The organism is Acinetobacter sp. ANC 7912 (assembly GCF_039862785.1).
GTDB classification, from domain to species: Bacteria; Pseudomonadota; Gammaproteobacteria; order Pseudomonadales; family Moraxellaceae; genus Acinetobacter; species Acinetobacter thermotolerans.
Genome location: NZ_CP156795.1, coordinates 1,236,960 through 1,257,835, shown reverse-complemented (window position 1 = coordinate 1,257,835; position 20,876 = coordinate 1,236,960). Strand labels below are relative to the sequence as shown.

20 protein-coding genes are annotated in these 20,876 nt (G+C 41.1%); 9 read left to right on the top strand and 11 right to left on the bottom strand.

Annotated elements, in window-relative coordinates; translation table 11 throughout:
• Positions 1 to 34 precede the first annotated feature (34 nt).
• The 3 genes from ABEF84_RS06230 (at position 35) to ABEF84_RS06220 (ending at position 2,352) form a co-directional block, all read left to right on the top strand.
• Positions 35 to 1,240, top strand: a complete 1,206-nt coding sequence (locus ABEF84_RS06230) for a DUF1615 family protein (protein ID WP_347453908.1) — start codon at positions 35 to 37, stop codon at positions 1,238 to 1,240.
• A complete protein-coding gene (locus tag ABEF84_RS06225; protein WP_347453907.1) occupies positions 1,207 to 1,842 on the top strand; it encodes an HAD family hydrolase in 636 nt (211 codons plus the stop codon). The genes ABEF84_RS06230 and ABEF84_RS06225 overlap by 34 nt, the downstream gene beginning before the upstream one ends.
• Before the next feature lie 300 nt (positions 1,843 to 2,142).
• Positions 2,143 to 2,352: a hypothetical protein gene (locus tag ABEF84_RS06220; protein ID WP_347453906.1), complete on the top strand. Its 210-nt coding sequence runs from the start codon at positions 2,143 to 2,145 to the stop codon at positions 2,350 to 2,352.
• Between the two features lie 62 nt (positions 2,353 to 2,414).
• On the opposite strand, the gene ABEF84_RS06215 is transcribed toward ABEF84_RS06220, so the two are convergent.
• Together ABEF84_RS06215 and ABEF84_RS06210 are read right to left on the bottom strand one after the other, a co-directional pair.
• A complete protein-coding gene (locus tag ABEF84_RS06215; RefSeq protein WP_347453905.1) occupies positions 2,415 to 3,509 on the bottom strand; it encodes an acyl-CoA desaturase in 1,095 nt (364 codons plus the stop codon).
• A 14-nt stretch (positions 3,510 to 3,523) separates the two neighbouring features.
• Entirely contained in the window at positions 3,524 to 4,591 is a 1,068-nt protein-coding gene (locus tag ABEF84_RS06210; protein ID WP_347453904.1) for a ferredoxin reductase, read from the bottom strand.
• A gap of 148 nt (positions 4,592 to 4,739) precedes the next feature.
• Between ABEF84_RS06210 and fabR the strand changes: the two genes are divergently transcribed.
• On the top strand, positions 4,740 to 5,420 hold the full coding sequence (gene fabR / locus ABEF84_RS06205; RefSeq protein ID WP_034582563.1) for an HTH-type transcriptional repressor FabR: 681 nt from the start codon (positions 4,740 to 4,742) through the stop codon (positions 5,418 to 5,420).
• A 55-nt stretch (positions 5,421 to 5,475) separates the two neighbouring features.
• Here the strand turns inward: fabR and ABEF84_RS06200 are convergent, their stop codons facing one another.
• Positions 5,476 to 6,279 carry an alpha/beta hydrolase gene (locus ABEF84_RS06200; RefSeq protein WP_347453903.1) on the bottom strand — a complete coding sequence of 268 codons (804 nt, stop codon included), beginning with the start codon at positions 6,277 to 6,279 and terminating at the stop codon, positions 5,476 to 5,478.
• Positions 6,280 to 6,515: 236 nt separating this feature from the next.
• Between ABEF84_RS06200 and ABEF84_RS06195 the strand changes: the two genes are divergently transcribed.
• Positions 6,516 to 7,738 (top strand): IS3 family transposase gene (locus ABEF84_RS06195; protein WP_230244305.1). Its coding sequence is split into 2 segments (ribosomal slippage): positions 6,516 to 6,852 and positions 6,852 to 7,738, totalling 1,224 coding nucleotides; the frame shifts between segments, so codons are not numbered across the junction.
• Positions 7,739 to 7,789: 51 nt separating this feature from the next.
• On the opposite strand, the gene rapA is transcribed toward ABEF84_RS06195, so the two are convergent.
• The 3 genes from rapA to ABEF84_RS06180 all read right to left on the bottom strand — a co-directional run bounded on the left by rapA (position 7,790) and on the right by ABEF84_RS06180 (position 12,255).
• Complete coding sequence (gene rapA, locus ABEF84_RS06190) at positions 7,790 to 10,627, bottom strand: RNA polymerase-associated protein RapA (protein WP_347453902.1); 2,838 nt, start codon at positions 10,625 to 10,627, stop codon at positions 7,790 to 7,792.
• 142 nt (positions 10,628 to 10,769) lie between these two features.
• On the bottom strand, positions 10,770 to 11,414 hold the full coding sequence (locus ABEF84_RS06185) for an RluA family pseudouridine synthase (RefSeq protein WP_347453901.1): 645 nt from the start codon (positions 11,412 to 11,414) through the stop codon (positions 10,770 to 10,772).
• Positions 11,415 to 11,544: 130 nt separating this feature from the next.
• Entirely contained in the window at positions 11,545 to 12,255 is a 711-nt protein-coding gene (locus tag ABEF84_RS06180; RefSeq protein ID WP_347453900.1) for a phosphopantetheine-binding protein, read from the bottom strand.
• A gap of 188 nt (positions 12,256 to 12,443) precedes the next feature.
• Here ABEF84_RS06180 and ABEF84_RS06175 point away from each other — a divergent pair, with 188 nt between their 5' ends.
• Positions 12,444 to 12,704, top strand: coding sequence for a hypothetical protein (locus ABEF84_RS06175; RefSeq protein WP_347473800.1), 261 nt, complete (start codon positions 12,444 to 12,446; stop codon positions 12,702 to 12,704).
• On the opposite strand, the gene ABEF84_RS06170 is transcribed toward ABEF84_RS06175, so the two are convergent.
• A complete protein-coding gene (locus ABEF84_RS06170) occupies positions 12,675 to 13,550 on the bottom strand; it encodes an IS982-like element ISAba825 family transposase (protein ID WP_000102417.1) in 876 nt (291 codons plus the stop codon). The two genes, ABEF84_RS06175 and ABEF84_RS06170, sit on opposite strands and share 30 nt — an antisense overlap.
• Before the next feature lie 106 nt (positions 13,551 to 13,656).
• On the opposite strand from ABEF84_RS06170, the gene ABEF84_RS06165 reads away from it, so the two are divergent.
• Positions 13,657 to 14,127: a hypothetical protein gene (locus ABEF84_RS06165; RefSeq protein WP_347454345.1), complete on the top strand. Its 471-nt coding sequence runs from the start codon at positions 13,657 to 13,659 to the stop codon at positions 14,125 to 14,127.
• 185 nt (positions 14,128 to 14,312) lie between these two features.
• On the opposite strand, the gene ABEF84_RS06160 is transcribed toward ABEF84_RS06165, so the two are convergent.
• The 3 genes from ABEF84_RS06160 to thiE form a co-directional block, all read right to left on the bottom strand.
• Positions 14,313 to 14,729 (bottom strand): heme-binding protein, encoded by a 417-nt coding sequence (locus tag ABEF84_RS06160; RefSeq protein ID WP_347454346.1) that lies wholly within the window; start codon positions 14,727 to 14,729, stop codon positions 14,313 to 14,315.
• 155 nt (positions 14,730 to 14,884) lie between these two features.
• A complete protein-coding gene (gene hemL / locus ABEF84_RS06155) occupies positions 14,885 to 16,186 on the bottom strand; it encodes a glutamate-1-semialdehyde 2,1-aminomutase (RefSeq protein WP_347453896.1) in 1,302 nt (433 codons plus the stop codon).
• A 42-nt stretch (positions 16,187 to 16,228) separates the two neighbouring features.
• Positions 16,229 to 16,855, bottom strand: a complete 627-nt coding sequence (gene thiE / locus ABEF84_RS06150) for a thiamine phosphate synthase (protein WP_347453895.1) — start codon at positions 16,853 to 16,855, stop codon at positions 16,229 to 16,231.
• A 184-nt stretch (positions 16,856 to 17,039) separates the two neighbouring features.
• Here thiE and ABEF84_RS06145 point away from each other — a divergent pair, with 184 nt between their 5' ends.
• Positions 17,040 to 17,903 (top strand): IS982 family transposase, encoded by an 864-nt coding sequence (locus ABEF84_RS06145; RefSeq protein ID WP_347473799.1) that lies wholly within the window; start codon positions 17,040 to 17,042, stop codon positions 17,901 to 17,903.
• Positions 17,904 to 18,586: 683 nt separating this feature from the next.
• Here the strand turns inward: ABEF84_RS06145 and ABEF84_RS06140 are convergent.
• On the bottom strand, positions 18,587 to 18,970 hold the full coding sequence (locus tag ABEF84_RS06140; protein WP_347453894.1) for a DUF962 domain-containing protein: 384 nt from the start codon (positions 18,968 to 18,970) through the stop codon (positions 18,587 to 18,589).
• A 332-nt stretch (positions 18,971 to 19,302) separates the two neighbouring features.
• Here ABEF84_RS06140 and ABEF84_RS06135 point away from each other — a divergent pair, with 332 nt between their 5' ends.
• Positions 19,303 to 20,760, top strand: coding sequence for a CYTH domain-containing protein (locus ABEF84_RS06135; protein ID WP_347453893.1), 1,458 nt, complete (start codon positions 19,303 to 19,305; stop codon positions 20,758 to 20,760).
• Positions 20,761 to 20,876: the final 116 nt, after the last annotated feature.

The window sequence follows — 20,876 nt, the reverse complement described above, 5'->3', positions numbered from 1 at the left end:
TGATCGCTCATCTGTGGAATCTGATTTAGACAATATGAACAAACCCCTCAAGCCAATTTTTGCTGTTAAGTCTTGGTCTATCCTTGCCCTTTCCCTTACTTTAGCTGGATGTGGTAATGGTTCCTGGTGGTCCTCAGATGAGCCAACCATGGATGCTGATCAGATCCGTAAAGCCATTCCTGCACGTGTCAGTAACCGCGATTCATGGGCCAAAGACATCTATGACATCACTGAACAGCTGGGTATTCCACAGACCAAAGAAAATGTCTGTACCATTGTGGCAGTGGTCGATCAGGAATCCAATTTCCATGCCGATCCTGCGGTACCCGGTTTGGGTGATAAAGCCGTCAAAGAAGTTCAGGGACGTCTGGAAGAAAAATTTACCGAGAAACTGGGCGAAAATATTGGTGGAACAGTCGCTGGATATTTTGAGGATGTCCTGAAGAACTATCCAACACCAGAAAATAACTACCTCAGCCAGATGCGCAAGGTCAAAACTGAACGCGAATTAGATGAACTCTATCGTGAAATTTTTGATTTTATGGCGCAAAAATATCATGTCAGTGCACTCACTGGTGCAGCGAAACTGTTCGGCCAGAATATTGGTGAAAAAATGAACCCAATTACCACACTGGGTTCTATGCAGGTTCATATCAGTTATGCCAAAGAGCATAAACGCCAAGGCGGTAGCATTGCCGACCTGCGTACTGACCTATATAGCCAGTACGGCGGTCTTTACTATGGTATTCACCGTCTGATGATGTATCCGGCAGACTATGATAAGCCGCTATACCGCTTTGCTGACTATAACTCTGGTCGTTATTCTAGCCGTAATGCTGCATTCCAAAGTATGTTGAATGACCTGACCGAAACAGCGTTGGATCTAGATGGTGACTTATTGCTGTACAGCAAAGATGGCAGTGTACGTTCTCAAAAAAGCCAGTCTGAGCGTGAACTGATTAAAGTTTTTGCCAAACATAATTTTATTATCACTGAACGTCAGATTCGTTCTGACCTGAAAAAAGAGAAAGAAAAAGACTTTGAAGACACCATGACCTATCGTGGAGTGGTAAAGCTTTACGAAGAACAGACAGGCAAGAAAGCCATGTATGCCATTATGCCTGAGGTAGTGATTACGGGTCCAAAACTGAGCCGTGATTACAATACCAACTGGTTTGCTAGCCGTGTAGATGGCCGTTATCAGACATGCATGCGCAAAATCAAAAATCTCAAGCTCTAGCCCTGTTCGACTTTGATGGAACCTTGTATCCGCATGACAGCTTTACAGGGTTTATTTTTGATGTTCTGAAAAAACGGCATATCATTAAACGTGGCCTAAAAGTTTTACCTTGGATCATGGCGTATTATCTTAAGGTTTACCCTGCCCATAAGATGCGCCCCAAGCTGTATTGCGCAATGTTTAAAGGTTGTGAACTTAAGATGATTCAGCCTTTAGCCCAACACTATACGGATAAATTATTAAAAGAGCTCGAACCTTCTTTACTCAAGCAATTACAACAACATCAGCAACTTGGACATAAAATCATCCTAGTTTCTGCAACTATTGACCTATATCTTGAAATGATTGCTCAGGCTTTAAATGTTGAGTTGATCTGTTCCAAAGTCGAAATCAAGAATAGGAAACTAACAGGTAAATATCTGACACCGGACTGTAGCTGTATGCAAAAGAAGCTCAAAATCTTAGAAGTAGTTAATCTTGCAGATTATGAAGTGATTTATGCGTATGGGAATAGTGAGGAAGATTTGGAGATATTAAGTCTGGCGCAACATCATTATATGGTAGGAGCAGATAATATGCTTCCAAAACTAGGCTTGCTCTAATTAGCTAGGCAGCATTAATAAATCTATATTTTCTTCTTTTCTATAATTTTAAATGTAAATATTATTTTTTGCTATGAATATTCAAATATTTCATCTATTTGCATATACAAAGCCTAAATCATAATTTTATTTAAAATCACTTAATAAAAGCATGAATATATCTTATTCCGAAATAACATATATAAATTAAATATTACAATTATAACTTTAGTCTATAAACCTAAAAATTATATATTTCATGTGATAAATTTCTCATAAATTTCAAACAATATGATGTATTTACATAAAGGCATTGTCACAATGAATCTATTCAATCCTCCCAAACAGGTCAGAAACCTGTATATCAAATATGGTGAAAACCCCTTTGTTTTATTATCCAAATTTATTTATGCAGCACATCGCCAGAAATGGAGCAAAGAAGAAATTGAGCGTGTGATTTCTGCAGCCAAAAAGGGAAATTATATTGCGTTGATTCGAATTTTACGTAGCCATACCCATATAGAAGAATAATTAAATGCTTTTAAAATAAAAAACCACCCAAAATCAGGTGGTTTTTTTGTGCTTGTTCAATCTTATTTTTTAAACGGAAAAGCATACTTCACAATACGTTTTAACACACTGCCGTACTGTTTAACCAAGCTGGCATTGTTATAGTTCAAGCCATATTTCTTACAGACTGCTTCTACTTTCGGTCCCATCTGACGGTAACGACGTGCCGGAATATCCGGATATAAATGGTGTTCAATCTGGTGGCTCAAGTGACCAGTCAGAATATGGAAAGCTTCAGAACCTGTCAGGTTGGAAGAACCACGGATCTGGCGCATATACCAGTGACCACGGCTTTCATTTTCCAGTACAGATTTCGGGAACACTTCCACATCTTTGGTAAAGTGACCACAGAAAATGATACTGAAGGTCCAGATATTACGGATACCATTCGCGACCAGGTTACCAGTTAAAACAGGCAACGCTGCAGGACCAGCGATCAATGGGAAGAAGACATAATCCTTAAACAGCTGACGGGTAATCTTGCGCTGCATTGGTTTCCATTCTTCTTTGGTCTGCTCTTTGGTTTTACGACCTTTGAAATATTTACCCAGTTCAAGGTTCTGGATTGCTACACCCCACTGGAACAACAAGCAGAATGGAATGCTATAAATTGGCTGGAACAGGTAGAACGGTTTCCAGCGTTGTTCAGGGAACAGACGCACCAGACCATAACCAATATCATCATCCATACCTTTAATGTTGGTATAAGTATGGTGCTTGAAGTTGTGAGTTTGACGCCAGTTATCAGACGTACCGACAATATCCCATTCATAAGTCTGGCCATTCAGCTTTGGATCATTCATCCAGTCATATTGACCATGCATGACATTATGACCCAGTTCCATGTTTTCCATGATCTTAGCAAAACCCAGCAGACCTGTACCTAATAGCCATGCTGGTGGGAACCAGCCAGCGAATAACAATGCGCGACCAGCGATTGAAGAATAACGGATGGCAGAATAGACGCGACGAATGTATTTAGCATCTTTCTCACCCAAGTCATCCAGTACTTCCTGTTTGATGGCATCAAGTTCACGAGCAAGTTCATCCAGTTCAGTCTGGGTCAGTTCGCGGTTTTTCGGATTTTTAAAATATTGAAGTTTTACCGGCATATTCATAGGATTCAACTCGCTTATAGGTCGATGACAAGGTCAGTCTGCGCTGAATTCACACAAATTTTCAGGAGATTTCCTGGTTCTTTATTTTGTGCCCCATTGACTAAATTCTTGGTAGAACCTTCCACTTTATTGCAGGCGCATTTGTTGCAGATCCCCATGCGGCAGCCGTGGTTCGGTTTAATGTTTTGCTGTTCCAGACTTACCAAAATCGACTGGCCTTTTGGAATGCTGACCACTTTATTGGATTGGGTCAGGGTGACATTCACAAAGCCAGTTTCAGTGTTGTCTGTCAGGCTCATACTGAAAGCTTCAGATTTGAATACTTTCGCTTGAGCACACAGGTTTTCTGCCTGAGCCACAAAACCAGATGGACCGCAGGCATAAACAGTCGACTGTTCCAGATTTTGCAGATCAGCAAGATGGTTTGCATTCAGGCGTTCAGCTGCTGGCTGTTCCTGAGTGGCAAATACTTTAAAAGTGAAATTCGGATATTTAGAAGCCAATTCTTCAAAACGCTGTTTGAAAGCTGCATCCTGATAATGTTTTACCCAATACAGCAGTTGAACCGGTTGTTGAGCAAACTTGCCGCTTTTCTCTAATGCTTCAAGCAGACTCAGCATTGGTGTGATACCACTACCCGCAGCCAGCAAAACTAAAGGTGCGATATCATTGGCTAAAGTCATATCCCCAAATGGCTGACCGAATTCGATCACATCACCCACTTGCGCAATATCAGCAGCCCAGTTACTCACTTTTCCGCCATCCACTTTTTTGATGGTCAGCAGCACGTGTTGTGCATCTACCTGAGTCAGACTATAGCTACGCTCGTAGCGAATCCCATTCACTACCACGAATACCGGGTGATGTTGCCCCGCCTCGCCAAACTTGAACAGACGATTGACCTGAATTTTCAGGCTAACCATGTTCTGAGCCGCATTTTCTTTCTGCACGATCTTGCCCAGCGCCTGGTTCACCGACCAGATTGGATTCAGTTTCTGCATCCAGAAATTAATCGCATATTGATCAATAACGCTTTCTTTAAAGAAATCGATTGGCGATTTACGTTTTGCGAGTGCCTGCATCTTGAGAGATACCTTGTGAGCTTTTGAATTATTATACACATGTATATATATTTGTATATACACTCGTATTGTATCTATCTGTTTCACAGTTCAACGGGCTTCGCTATAATGCGATAATGCCTTTATTCCACCCTAGAATGAGTCTTCAATGAAAATAAGCAGTGACGCTTCCCTACTCGAATCAAAAAGCATTGATGAACCGATCACTGTACGCAGTGTGGGTCGGAAGGCCACCATTACCAAAGAAGAACTGTTCCAGGCCGCGCTAAATCTGATTGGGCCACAGAAAAGTATTGCCTCTTTAAGCCTGCGCGAAGTTGCCCGCGAAGCCGGGATTGCCCCCAACAGTTTTTATCGACATTTTAAAGATATTGATGAACTGGCGATTGAACTAATTGACCGTGCCGGTCTGGTACTGCGTAAAATCCTGAATGAATCACGTCTCAAAGCTTCCAAGCAGAACAGCATTATCCGCAGCTCTGTTGAAGTGTTTATTGCCCAGCTTGATGCTGATGAAGGCAACCTGAGCCTGCTTCTCCGTGAAGGTTATACCGGTTCACAGTCTTATAAACAGGCAGTGGAACGTCAGTTGCAATATTTTCAGCAGGAACTGCAGGAAGATCTAGTCCGTCTGGAAAAAGTGAATAAAAGCCGCCTACTCTATCCGGATATTGCCGCTAAAGCGATTACCCAACTAGTATTTAACATGGGCGCCAAAGTGATTGATATGCCACCCGATCAGCGTAAAGAAATTGCCGAACAGACCATGATCATGATTCGAATGATCTTGGAAGGTGCCCGTCATCTGGATCAGTCCCAGATTCGCTAAGCTGAAACAATTCCAAATAAAAAAGAGATGCTGGTCATCTCTTTTTTAATACCCTTTATCCCAATGTCTTTAGTTTATTTTTTACAAATTCTGCCACCATTTCCGGCTGTTCTAGTGGAAACATATGCCCACCTGGAAGTACTGAATAATCAATCTGATAAATTTTCTTTAATCCCTGTGGCAAGCCTTGCTGATAAAACGGACTCTGTTCAGCGGTAATTAAATGAATCGGGACTTGAGGTGGCTTACGCGGCGTACGCCACCACCAGGCTGGAACAGTACGAAAAATTTCGGCTTCCACCCGTTTGGGAATTCGTAAAGTCACGCCACCCCGTTTGGGATCATCCACAATGCCGCTGTCGATATAATCCAGAAAACATTGCTCATCAAAACTGCGGAACAGACGATTATTGCGTAAAGTTGAAACGGCTTCCTCACGTGAAGACCAATGATCTTTACGTTTCAAGGTCACCCCCGCTGGCGTATAGCGATCAACACTCTTTAGATTCAGCGCCTTGATCACTTCAAATATGGCACTGTTTTTCCCAATTACAAAGGGCGGATCCATAATGATCAGCTTGGTGAATAACGCTGGCTTTTTATAAGCCGCCATCATAGTAACTAGCCCGCCAAAAGAATGTCCTAATCCAATTACCTGCTGATGAGGAAACTGTTGTTCAATATCAGCAATCACCTCATCCACCAGATAACGCCAGTCCTTGGTAATTGGATAACGAGGATTCATTCCGATCAAGGGAATACTTTTAACGTTATATTCATCCTCAAAGCAGTTTAAAAATGTGTGGTACGTAGCAGATGGAATCCCATTGGCATGAGTAAAATGGAGTGTATGCTTCATATTTTTATGTGAATCGTCAATCCTTGATATTAGTCAGCTTAACGTGAAAACTTGAACACATTCGGGATAAAATCTTCCAGCACATGACTTTTAAGTCACTGGATACAAAGTAAAAGCTCAAACTCCCTTAGTACGATCTATTAAAGCCGCAATAAAAAAGCAGCCCGAAAGCTGCTTTTTATAAATTAAACAATGTCCCGTCCTGAAATAAGTTTACACCTTAAGAGACTTATTTTATGGAACATAAACGAGAACAACGAGTTAAACGTACACAACGTGACTATAGCTTTGCCTTTAAAATGATGGTGGTACATGAAGTAGAAAAAGGGCAAATTACTTATAAGCAAGCTCAGGCAAAATATGGTATTCAAGGAAGATCAACTGTGCTGGTATGGTTACGCAAGCACGGACAACAGGACTGGACTTCGAATATGCCGACTTCTTCTAAACGCCAATTGACACCCCAACAACGAATCCGCCAATTAGAAAAGCAGTTAGCCGCAGAAAAGCTTAAAACTGAATTTATTCAGGATGTGATTTATCACATTGATAAAGAATGTGGGACTGATCTTGGAAAAAAGTATACCGAGCACGTTTCAAAGATTGGCAAAGCCAAAGAAGACTAAGCGTTTCACGTTATTGTCAGTGGTTGGGAATCACCCGACAAGCTTATTATCAAGCAGAAAAACGTGCTCAAATGACTGCACAAGCAACTGAACAAATACTTGAGTTGGTTATGGAATATCGCTGTCTCATGCCAAGTATCGGAACACGTAAGCTGTATTGGCTTATTAAAGGCAAATTGTTGCAACGTGGTTTAAAGTGTGGACGGGATCAGTTATTTAAAATATTGAAAGAAAATAACTTATTGATTCGCCCTAAGCGTCGCTATACAAAAACTACGGATAGCAAGCATTGGATGAAGAAGCATCCAAATTTATTAAAGGATTATTCAGCAGTGCAAGCCAATGAAGTCTTTGTTAGTGATATTACCTATGTTGAGAGTGCTGAAGGTGTGCATTATTTATCCTTGGTGACAGATGCTTATACCCGACAGATTAAAGGTTATAAGTTATCGAATGATATGCGTGCGGAGAATGTTGTGCAGGCTCTACATATGGCGATGCAGCAAGCGACAGATCGAGCGACTAGGATGATTCATCATTCAGATAGAGGTGCTCAATATTGCTCTGAGCTATATCAATCGGCATTGCGCCATTATGGGATATGTCCTTCCATGACAGATGGCAAGGACTGTTATCAGAATGCATTAGCAGAGCGAATTAATGGAATATTAAAGCAGGAGTTTTTAACCACGCGATGTCAAACCATGAAGGAGTTAGATCACTTAATTGCGGAATCTATCATGATTTACAATTGTTATAGACCGCATTTAAGTTTAAATATGAACACCCCGAATCAGATGTATGAGCAAACAAAAACCGAGCTAATTGCTTAACTCGGTTTGAAGTGGAATACTGTCAATCTATTTCAGGACAAGACACAATGATTATGGTTTGACTACGACCATCACCTGAATGGCTTCTGGAGTTACAGACAAACCATCCAACAAATTCAAACCTTCTTTCTGCAGTTTTTGCAGACGGGTGATTTCATCTTCACGGATGCTTGGGTTGAACTGTTTCAGATAAGTCAGACGGTCAATCTCATATTGCCATTTGCTGCCATAAGCTTCTTTGGCCTGCTCTTTAAATTGAGGCAATGCTGAACGCGCCAACTCCAGAGCTTGCTGATAACGTGCTTCAATTACTTCACGACGTGCTTTCACCACTTGACGACAGCTATTGCCATCCAAATGATGCAGATAAGGTTTCAGGATTTCTGGAGCAATTTTTTGTGACAGATCCTGACCTTTTTCACTCAGCAATACACGAATCAATTGTTGTGGCAAACTTGCTGGTAGATTCAATGCTTTTGGCGCTACCACATCCACTTTGAACCATACTTCTAAAAGTACAGAGCCTTGTGGCAATGCCGCTGACTTTAATACCGCCACGTTAGTGCTACCAAAGCCTTGAGTATTAATCATTTCCATCACAGATTCAGTGAATGGATGCTCAAGGGTCAGATATTGCGCATCTTCACGGATTTGTGCCTGATCGCGATAGAAAGTCGCGGTCATGCCTTCTTCGTCCAAAGTCAGACCTTGCACCTGCATCTGATCGGTTGGCTTGATGATCACGGTACCGTTACTTTGCTCATCAAAATCAATGTTGGTTGACGCCATAAAGCGCTTCATGAACATCGGCAAAGTCGTATTATCATCATAGTCTTCTAGCGCATTAACAATTTCCTGTGCCACCATTGGACGACAAGAATTGTACTCCAGCAGACGGTCACGGCCTTCCTGCAATTCGGCTTCCAGTGCCTGACGCTGCACAGTGACTTCTTCTAGCAGGTCTTCAAATTGCTGACCTTTGTCTGCCAGCAAGCAGTCTTTCAGTTCAACAATAAAGTTTTCCTGCAAAGTTTGCGCTGTTGGCGAAATATTACTGAAAATGTTTAACGCTTCGTTATACCAGCGGAACATACGCTCCTGTGCAGTACCAACGAGGTAAGGCACATGAATCTGGATACGGTTTTGCTGACCGATACGGTCCAAACGACCAATACGCTGTTCCAGTACATCCGGGTTGGCTGGAAGGTCAAACAGGATCAGGTCAGAGGCGAACTGGAAGTTACGGCCTTCGGAACCAATTTCTGAACACAGTAAAATTTGTGCACCATAAGATTCTTCAGCGAAGTATGCTGCTGCCTGGTCACGTTCCAGCAGGCTCATGCCTTCATGGAACATTGCGGTACGGATACCGGCATGCAGACGCAAGGCATTTTCCAGCGCTTCCACGACTGGACCGCTACGAGCAATCAGCAACACTTTCTTGTGTTTCAGATCGGTACGCAGTTTTTCCATCAGCCAAGGCACACGTGGATCAGTTTCCATCCATGAACCATCCAGCTGGGATTCTTCTGGCCACATCTGTTCACGCAGCTTGCCATCCATTGACCAGCCTGCTGGTGAAGGAAGTGGTGCGGGCTGACAGTCGCGACCTGGGAAACCTTGAATCGCTTCACGGGTATTACGGAACAGGATACGACCCGTACCATGACGGTCTAAAATTTCATGAATAGCACGGAAACGCTGCTCAGGCGTATCTTCAACCTCATGGCCGAGCAGACCTTTCAGTGCAGTCAGATGCCCTTCTTCGAGTGGCATATCTGACATTAACACTTCAGCGATTTTTGCAGTCTGCTGATATTGTGCTTCTTCATCCAGGAAGCGATCTAAAGAATTAAAACGTTGCGGATCAAGCAGACGCAGGCGGGCAAAGTGCGATTCCACACCCAGCTGTTCTGGTGTCGCCGTTAACAGCAATACGCCCGGGGTTTTTTCAGCGATTTCTTCAACCAGATCGTAACGGTCGTTACCGCCCTCTTCCTCGCTCCACATCAGGTGATGTGCTTCATCGACCACAAGAAGATCGAAGCCAGCTTCTAATGCCTGTTCGCGTAGATCTTCGTGATCCACCATCAAGTCTACAGAAGCAATGATACGCTGTTCAGTCAGGAACGGATTCAGGTCAGGATCGTGTTCTTTGATCGATGCGGTACGGGTCAGGTCAAACAAAGAGAATTCCAGATTGAAACGACGGCGCATTTCAATCATCCACTGATATTGCAGGGAATCTGGTACCAGAATCAGTACACGCTCAGAACGTCCAGTTTTCAGCTGCTGATGAATGATCAGACCAGCTTCAATGGTTTTACCCAGACCGACTTCGTCGGCCAAAAGTACACGTGGTGCAAAACGCTGACCGACTTCATGTGCGATATAGAGCTGGTGTGGAATCAGGCCAACTCGTGAACCGATCAGACCACGCAGCGGGCTATTTTGCATATTGGCTTGCATCAGCATCGCTTCAATACGCAGGTCATACCACTCTTTATAATCAATCTGGCTTGCTAATAAACGGTCGAGTGGTTTGGACAACTGAATAGTTGCACCGACACGAGTTTCATTGAGTGCTTTGCGTTCTTCAGTGCCATCTTCCAGGGTACGTACCACGTGATAGCGCACTACACCATTACGGTCTTCAACGGATACAACCGTCCAGGTGTTACCTTCCTGATCTTGTAGCTCATCATTGGCATTGAAAATGATGCGAGACAAAGGTGCATTGCTACGCGCATAGACACGGGTTTCGTCGCTTTTCGGAAATAAAATGCTGACCGATCGCTCATCAACATCAATGAGAACCCCCAGACCGAGTTCTGTTTCAGTATCTGATAACCAACGTTGACCAATAGCAAACTGCTGCAATTTTTCCACCTTTATCTTAAGTTCAAGACTGCAAAGATCGTGCTCAAACACAACAGGTCATTTGAGCAAAATTTCACACCTATAAGCAATATATTTTGACATAAAGCCCACCAAAAGTGGGCATGAATCACGATGATTAACCAAGTATTTCCTAGAATGGTGCCGGGCAGTAAAACTCGACTTTTTCTGCATTTTTAGGATGAATAAAGCTCAGCTGCTCTGCGTGCAGGCAAAGTCGCGGCATCAGCTGTTGCTGTTCCGCTGTCGCATATAAAGTATCACCAATAATCGGATGACCTAAATATTGCATATGTACACGCAGCTGATGCGAACGTCCGGTAATCGGGGTTAGTTTTACGCGCGTGACCGGCTGTCCCTGAATTTCAAAATGTTCTACGGCCTGCCAATGCGTCAATGCTGGCTTGTTATGATTCGGTTCAGCGATATGAAGTGGCGGACGACTTGGATCGTAAATCACAGGTACATCAACCGTACCTTCACCTTCTAATGTCCCTGCGACAATGGCTTGATAGGTTTTATCGGTTTGGCGATCCTGAAATTGGCGGGAGATAATTTTTTGTGCTTCGCGGGTCAAGGCAAAAATTAGAATTCCAGAAGTGTCCCGATCGAGACGGTGAATAAGGAGAGTTTTGGGTTCTAATTCTATTAATCTGTTAATGAGGCAATCTTGCAAATCTTCTGTCTTACCGGGAACCGTGAGTAAACCTGCTGGTTTATGAATGACCATAAAATCGTCATCACGATGTATCAGATGTTCGGTTAGAAAATTACTCAAGGTTCAATCCCTGGCTGATCGCGAAAAACAAGGCGGCAATAATAGAAAGCTTGGCACAGAATTACAATGTCGTTTTCTTTAATTGCCGATGAAATTTCCGATTATGTTAAGAAAATTGCCCAATTAGTGCTTATCGACCTGCCGATTGCAGTACAAAGCTGACCAATTCATGCAATGTTGGATGCGCATAGACATCTTCATAACGCACATTGGCACCGTTAGCACGCCATACGCCAACCAGACTCACTACCGCGACTGAGTCCAGTCCATACTGTCTTAGGTCAACATTTGGATCGATTTCCAGTGCATCCATATCCAGCTGTTCAGCGACTGCTAGCATAATGCCTTTAGTCGACAGTACATATTCCGACGGCGCACTCAGGTTCCATAACCGGGTCAGGCTATAGCTGTTCATATGATGCAAGCCTTGTGCCGAAATGTTATCAATCCACTGAATATGCTGTTCCTGATTGGGCAGCAAAATCGCATCATCAATCACGCAGATTTGTTCAGTCACACTTTGCAGATGTGGCAGAATCTGTTTCAGCATCGGTGTTACCTGCCCGGCAAAGATTAATTGAGGATGGGTTGAGGCATATTCACCCAATTGCTGCATGCCTTGAATCAGGTCATCACCATAGAGATCGACAATGGGAATATCCAGTGCTTTGGCTTTATTGCTGATCTGGATCAGATGGGTCATCAGGTCGCTGTCTTGTATGCCTGCCATCATCCTTAAATTTTGCAGTCCTACCAGTACCAGCACAGATTGTGTTGAAGATAGCTGCCATTTGGCTTGGGAAGAAGCAAACTGGATTTTTTGGGGCATTGGGTACAGCATATGTTTCTCGTTTAAATTTAAGACCAATAATCTAGCATTTTGATCTCTGTTGATGTTAAATATAATAAGATGCTAAATCTTATTGCATTTAACTATCATTTTTCTTAATTAAAACAATAAACTTCAGTAAAACAAACATTAATAAAGTTAAAAATAACTACAACCTATTAATAACAAGGATTTTTCAAATGTCACATTTCTATTACCAAACAAATCTTTTTCAACCAAAGATATTTATAAATCAATTAAATATCAATATAAACATTCATACAGATATTTATTCTAAAGTTGAGGATATTAATTTTTGTTTTCAAAATTTTAAAGATTCATGTGAATTTCAAGAAGAAAATGAAATCAAAGATAAAGCTTTAACTGTCCTTTCTCGCTATAGAAATATAATTAAAACGCCAATCTCAACTTTAAATAAGCTTTTCAAATTGAATCGGTGAATAACCACATTTTTTATTCATAACGACGCAGACCGTATGTGACAAAATCTTTCTGATAAAACGATGCGATAAGTGCCATAAATCTCTTGCCCTTACTTTTTGAATATTAAAGCGATCAGTTAATTGACCAATGACCGTTTCAATTTTCCTTCGTGCTCTCATAAGCAACCTCATTGATTCTTGAGATCTAGAGTCCGGCATATTCTTTCTTAAAGGAGTTTGTAGATCAACATACTGAAATTTATAGTATTCTTTCAAGCTGGGTCTTAAGTAACCTTTATCTGCACCTAGTAACCCATGAATATTTTCTGTGATTTCTGGTGCAACATCACGCTCATCTACATTTGCTGGAGCGAAAGTATAGCCAGTAATCATACCCTCCAAATTAATTACAAGATGCCCTTTAAAACCATAGTATTTCTCTTGTTGTGCAGCACAATAACTAAAACCTGCATGTTCTTTGAAATTCTTGTGTCTTTTTGCTCGACTATAACGACAAACAGGTATAGGAAATCCATCAATAAAATGAATATGATCCTGACCATAATGTGCAGTTAATTGGGCTGTGATTTTTTGATGAACTTGCCATAAGTTTGCACAATGCTTACAAAAGTTAGGATATGAACCTAAATGAGGGAACCAACTTAAGTAATTGTTTTTAAAAAACATCCATATGCTTTTATCCGTATCCATTTTGAGACACTCACCAACAATTTGCATTGTGATAATTTCAATATCGGTTAAAGCAGGTGGAAAACCACGTTTTCTTAATGGTTCAGAGACTATAGTTGGGTAAATTTCCTCTATGATTAAATAGACAATGATGATAAATTCTTCAGTGGACATAACTGTAATTTTATTTTCATAGACGGATTTAAAATGAGGTTATGTCCTTTTTATTTCAATGACTTAAAAAGTTGAGATTGGCGTAATTAAAAATAAAAAGGAGTTCTTGAAAGCATTAAATTTTAGTTCTAATAATTTTAATAAGAGTTTAACTGAATTTGATAAACTAGATTTATCCATTATTGAGACAGGGTTAATTTTATTAGATGAGTTTGTTTCAAAATCACAATTATTCGATAAAAACAAAAAAATAGTTGATGGGCTATATAATGATATTAAAAATTTTTACTTTTCTACAATAGGAACATATCTAGATAATAATTTCTGGTACAACCTTCAATTTTTTGAATTTTTATTAGAAAACAAAATTCTTTCCCATTATTCTAGACAGGATTATCAATTTAACTTTAAAAAAAATGAATTGGAAGATTTTTTTGCTGAAAATAGATCAAAAATTTTAGGAGATCTATTACGGAGTGAAGATATATATAGCCCGTTACAGGATCGTAGATTTGTTATATATTATGATATACATAAAAGAATTATGTCTTTTACAATACCAGTACTTTTAAATTAGATAGTTTTTATCTTTCATTATAATGTTTCCATAATCTATTCATCTTCTGTTGGGTAATATTTGCATTTTCAAGCACTTCTCTCAAAATAGCAAGCTAAGACATAAACTGTCTTAGCTTGTACTCCATTTATCAAAGATAAAAGTTTTATAAATATAGCTAATTTAAACTTGAATAAAACTATAATTTAATTGTTCCAAATTAAAAACTTTTCAATCGTCTGTTGCGCAATCTCCGCATCCTGAAAAGACTTTACTCCAGAAACACCCATCGCACCAACCAGCTGCCCTTGATACAAAATTGGTTCACCACCTTCCAACATACCAGAAAAAGTATCCATGGTCAGAAAGCCCATTTGACCACCTTTGATAATATCTTCAAATAGCTTGGACGGACGGCGACTAATCGCAGAACAACGTGCTTTTTCCAGACACAGGTTTGCCGTCATTGGTGAAGCGCCATCCATACGCTTCATCGCCAACAAATTCCCAGTTTCATCGACCACCGCAATACTGACATTAAAACCCTGCTCTAACGCATATTCATAGGCCTGATTCAATAAAAACTCGGCATCACTTAATGTCAGATAATGTTTAGTTTGCATTCATCAATATCCCTAATTTTAGAATTTAAGCTCCCCTAACCCTGAGCCATATATGGCGAAAGGAAAAGAAGGGAAATTTTATTATTTCTACAAAAGAAATTCCCTCTTTTGAAAAGGTGAGAAGCACCGCTTCGTAAGAGGGAGGATTTAAAAACTTAAGCTCTCATTTCAGCAAAAGTTTCTTTAGCAGCTTGAATGGTAAACTCAATATCTTTATCGCTATGTGCTGCAGAGAAGAAACCTGCTTCAAATGCAGAAGGTGCCAGATTCACACCACGTTTCAACATACCGTGGAAGAACGTACGGAACGCTGCAACATCACATTTCAGGATGGAATCAAAACCTGTGATTTCTTCTTGATTAGTAAAGTAAAGACCGAACATACCACCGACTTGCTGAGTACGGAATGGAATGCCAGCTTGATCAGCTGCCGTTTGTAAACCTGCCAGCAGTTTTTCCAGTTTCGCGGTCAGATTTTCATAGAAACCTGGTTCTCGCAGGTATTTGAACATTTCAATACCTGCACGCATGGCTAATGGGTTACCCGACAATGTGCCTGCCTGATACACGTTACCCAGTGGCGCGATACATTCCATGATTTCACGTTTACCACCAAAAGCACCAACTGGCAGACCTGCCCCGATGATTTTACCTAAAGTGGTCAGGTCAGGAGTCACGCCATAATGCGCCTGCGCACCGCCTAAGCCAACGCGGAAACCTGTCATCACCTCATCAATAATAAAAACTGAACCGTGCTCATCACACAATTGACGAATGGTTTGCAGGAAGCCATCGATCGGTTTGACCAGATTCATGTTACCTGCCACTGGCTCCACAATCACACCAGCAATTTCTGAACCGAATTTAGCGAAACATTCTTTCAGCATTTCGATGTCATTGTATGGCAGGGTCAGCGTGTGTTTCGCAAAATCAGCCGGTACACCTGCTGAAGTCGCCTCACCTTCACCTTTGGTCAGCAAGCCTGAGCCGGCTTTAACCAGTAGTGAGTCAGAGTGACCGTGGTAACAGCCTTCAAACTTTACGATCTTGTCACGACCAGTATAACCACGTGCCAGACGGATCGCTGTCATGGTGGCTTCAGTACCAGAGTTAGTCATACGCACCAGTTCAATCGATGGCATGATTTCACAAATAATATCTGCCAGCGTGGTTTCATGTACGGTAGGTGCACCAAAGCTCAAGCCATCAACAGCGGCATCCTGAACGGCTTTAATAATCGCTGGATGCGCATGCCCCAGAATCATTGGCCCCCATGAGCCAACATAGTCCACATAGCGCTTACCATCGACATCATACAGATAGGCACCTTGCGCTTTTTCGATGAAAATTGGTGTACCACCAACGCCATTAAAGGCACGTACTGGTGAATTCACTCCACCTGGAATATGTTTACTGGCTTGTTTGAACAGTTGTTCTTGCTTTGGAGATAAGCTCATAGAGGTATCCAACTAAAAATTTAGAAATAAAGTAATAAGGTTTTATGCAACCGCTGTAGATTTAAATAGCGTAGACCATTCATCCAGACGCTCTGGAATGGCATTCATCGGACGGCCCAATACGTCACTGATCACGGCACAGTAATCTGCACCACATTCAATAACTTCTTTGGAGTTTTCAACTGTTAAACCACCAATAGCGCAAATTGGCACATTCAGTTTTTCTTTGGCCAGTTTTAATGTTTGCAGACCAATATTGCCGGCTTCTGGCTTAGATGCAGTGGCATAGATCGCACCGAACGCCACATAGTTAGCACCATCAGCAATGGCCTGCTCGGCCAGTTCGAGCGAATTGTTACAGCTACGACCAATCAGTACATTTTTAGGCAACTGTGCAACTGCTTCCTGAATCGAGCCATCGTCCTGGCCCAGATGCACACCTACGCCATATTTAACTGCCATTTCTAGATCATCATTAATCACAAACGGCACACGATATTCCGCACACATGGCTTTCATGTACTCGATTTCATAAATCTGATCTTCTTTCGCCACTTTTTTGCGACGGTATTGCAGCACTGAAATACCACCATTGGCCATCGCTCCTTCCAGCTTGGCCAATAAAAGTTCTAAAGGATCATCATTGGTAATTAAATATAAACCGCGCATGATTACCGCCACTCAAAATACATAGGTCTATTATAGGCATAACCGGCACCTTAGGCAGCCTTTTCCCGGCGTATTTTCAGCAAATAATTAACCTGAGTTCGATATAAAAAAAGAGTAGAAAAAAAGCCCTGTTTTTGTAACATATTGGTTCTCAAGACAAAATGTTATAAAACAAGGCTTCTCAATGGATCATATTACCGAATTATTTTGTATTTTGGATGATTTCTGCAAAAAATTTAATGAATCTTTAGAGAAAGCTTTAATTTCTAATCAAAAAACCAGGTTGAAAAAGTCAGCTTTAAGCTTGTCTGAAGCAATGACCATTGTCATTTTATTTCATCAATCCGGTTTGAGATTCTTCAAATATTTTTATTGCCAAATGATCGTTCCATTCTGGAAATCTGCTTTTCCTAAACTGCTTAGCTACAACCGATTTATTGAAATCATGCCCCGTTGTTTGCAAGCTCTGAGTTGTTTCTTCCATCAGGTGAAAGGAAAAGATACGGGAATCAGTATCATTGACTCCACTAAATTGGTAGTTTGCCATAATCTTCGGATTAAAAGGCATCGTGTATTTAAAGGCTTGGCCGGTCGTGGAAAAAGTAGTACGGGTTGGTTTTATGGTTTTAAATTACATCTCGTTATCAATAATTTAGGTGAAATTATTAATCTCAAGCTGACATCGGGAAATGTTCATGATGTTGCTATATTAGAATCTTTAACTCAAGAATTAAAAGGGATCCTACTCGGAGACAAAGGCTATTTGAGCAAAGCAAAAGCCGAAGCTTTAGCAGCAAGAGGACTGAAAATATTGACCCCATCACGTCGGAATATGAAAAATAAACCCATCCAAACTGAAGAAGAAAAACAATTACTTTGCAGAAGAGGATTGATCGAAACAGTGAATGATCAATTAAAAAATTTACATCAACTTGAACATTCACGTCATCGTTCGGTAAATAACTTCATGGTGAATATCATGGCTGCTGTAGTGGCTTATTGTTTGAACCCCAATAAGCCAACTTTCCAAAATATGCTAAAAGGTTAAGTGGATTTCATCGAACTCAGGTTAATTAGCCTGTTTAACCGATTTATTTTATGAGCAAAATCATAGGTTATAGCGATAACTTATCTAAAATCATTTAATTTTCATCTTTAGTCATCTGCATAACCCAAGGAGTAGGACTTTCCTGCTTTAGGCAGCATAAAACAGCTAGATACAGTTTAGTGATGAATTTTTCAGAAAATATAAAAAATGAGAATCAAATTAAATTTACAAATATTATTTTACAAATAGCTTTAAAAATATTTTGTTCCAGGGATGTTTATTTGAACAAAACTAGGTTAAAAATAAATCAACAACACAAAATTACAAAGTTTAACTCAACAATGAGTTTACCGTTTTGACTCTTTCCCCTTCCGTAACATCGTTCGTGGGGAAACGTAGAAAGTCCGGAAAGAGTCAATTTAAAAATGGCAATTCAAGTTTGCCGGTAAGAAAGCCTGTCAATGATGGGCTTTCTTACATTCCAATATATATAAAGCCCATAAAAAAAGCCCGGAGAAGGTCGCTCCAGGCTTGGAAAACTGAGTATTTTTCGAGTTGCATTCGCGATTAAAAATAGCTTTGAAGACAACACCCTATAATTAATAGAATATTAACTCTAAGCTTGCAAGTCATTTCGTGTAGTTTCTGCTGACCCATGGTTCACTTTTGGTGCAAAAAATGGTCTAGCTTGGAATTTTGTCCTGATCGCGACTGATCAGACTAATATTGCCACGCAGCACATCGGCAAACATACGCCAGTCCGAAATAAAGCTATAGATCGGCTGTTTAAAGCTGGCAGGCTTGTTTTTCTCAAACATAAAATGCCCAATCCAGGCACATGCATAACCCGAAGCCAGACCATACAGGAAATATTTTGGCTTACGTTGCAGAATCGCCTTGCCAAAGAAATATAGTCCAATGCTGCTGCCAACGATATGCAGACGGCGGCTCATGATATTGCGGTGCTCGGTCAGGTAAAATCGATAGAATTCATGATAATCACGGATCGGCATTGGCTGGCGAACTGCTGGCAACTGATCCTTCTGGGCTTCTACAAGTGCATTCATATAACATCATCCTGATATTTTTTAGTTCACATTAGCGCATATTTTCGGCAATTAAAAGTAGGATTTTTTGTCTGAATTTCAGTGCATTAAAATGCTTTTCATTTGAATCATCCCGACTTTCAACTGTTTAAGCCACTATAAAATTCATCAGCTTAAATCGCTTCACGACTTTTCTGCCCGGTCAAGTCTTACTAAAAAAATGATTTTGGTTACAATCTTGGCCTTAAAAATCTAAAAATAGGCTGGCTGTGTTCAGGAATTTTTTCTTTTCCTAGACTTGGCATTAACAGCGCTGTCTATGTTTTATAGGCAGTATAAACAGGACATTACTCATGGTTGAAGTTGAACTTAAATTTCAGATTCCTGCAGCGCGTCGCAATGCATTACTCAAAGCGCTTGATCCGAAAAAATCACAACAGATTCAACTGCAAGCCAAATATTACGATACTGAAGACTGCCTACTGTCTAAAAATGGCGTAGCACTGCGCCAGCGTCTGGAAGGCACGCGTTGGGTACAGACCCTGAAAGCGGCAGGTAAAAGCCATATTGAGCGCTTTGAACATAATTATGATTTAGGTGAATTGGAACAGGCACCTGAGCTGGATCTCAGTATTTATGCCAATTCCCCTGAAGCACAGAAAATTCTAAACAATGCGTTGGGCAATCAACTGGATCAGCTTAAATTACAGTTTGAAACCGACATTTCCCGCACCTTGCGTGTGATAGAACATGAAGGCACGGAAATTGAAGTCGCGCTGGATGTCGGTGCAATCCGTACCCTAGATGTAGAACAGGAAGTGCATGAAGTCGAATTTGAACTGAAAAGTGGTTCGGTTGAGCAATTACTCGCTTTTAGCTTTGAATGGGTCAAGAAATATCAGCTGTGGCTAGATGTACGCAGCAAGGCTGAAATCGGTAATCTGCTAGCAACTGGTCAAAAAGTCAGTCCAGCCGTACAGACCAAAGAATTCCAACTCAGCAAGAAAGACAGTGCGGGAAAAGCGCTGTGCAACCTGATTGCCCAGCAGATGCAGCACTTATTGCCGAATATCGCGGCGATTTCGGCACAGGTCGCTGAACAGGAACATATTGATCAGGCACAAAAAGCGCTAGATCACCTGTATTTAAGCGTCTTGCTGTTTAAAGACTGGCATTCTGGTATTTCGGATAAATGGGCACACCAGCTGGAAGCATTCAAGAAACAGTTTGAGCACCTGCAACATTTACAGCATATGCAAAGCACCCTAGCGGCTTTCCTGCAAAATCCAACGACGGCGGAAAACCTGAGTAAAGATATTCTCTATGCCAAGGAAAAGCTGGGCAATCTGGTCAAATCCACCCTGAATGTGCATCATTATCTGGAACTGCTGATCTTTAGCCTGACCGATGATGCCAAACAGTCACAAGATTTAAGAAGTGCAGCACAGGCGACCTTGCAGCAACAATATAAAGCCTTGCAGGAACAGATGAACCAGACCGAAGTACATGACTTTGAACAGCTGGATCTGCTGGCAAGCCGGATTCAGGAACTCAAGTTTAGCTTCCCGATCCTGACCTCGATTTATGATGTGAAAAACTTGCAGAAATACAGCAAGGCACTAAATGATGCCCAATTAGCTGCCACCGAATATCAAACCTTGGCTTCTTCTGCCCTGTATATCCAGCAGACCGAGCTGGAAGCCAGTGACTGGTTTGTATTGGGTTGGCTGACTGCCAAGCAGGAAGTCTATGCACAACGCTTACTGGAAGCGACAGAACAGTTCCTGGTCAGCCGCAAACTGATTAAATAACTCGCTTATTTTCTTTACTTAGCAATGCCCAGATTTAGTCTGGGCTTTTTTATCTCCACAATAAATTTTGTCACAATTCTGCTTCGCTGAAGTGTAATTATCTCTGTTAAAAAATA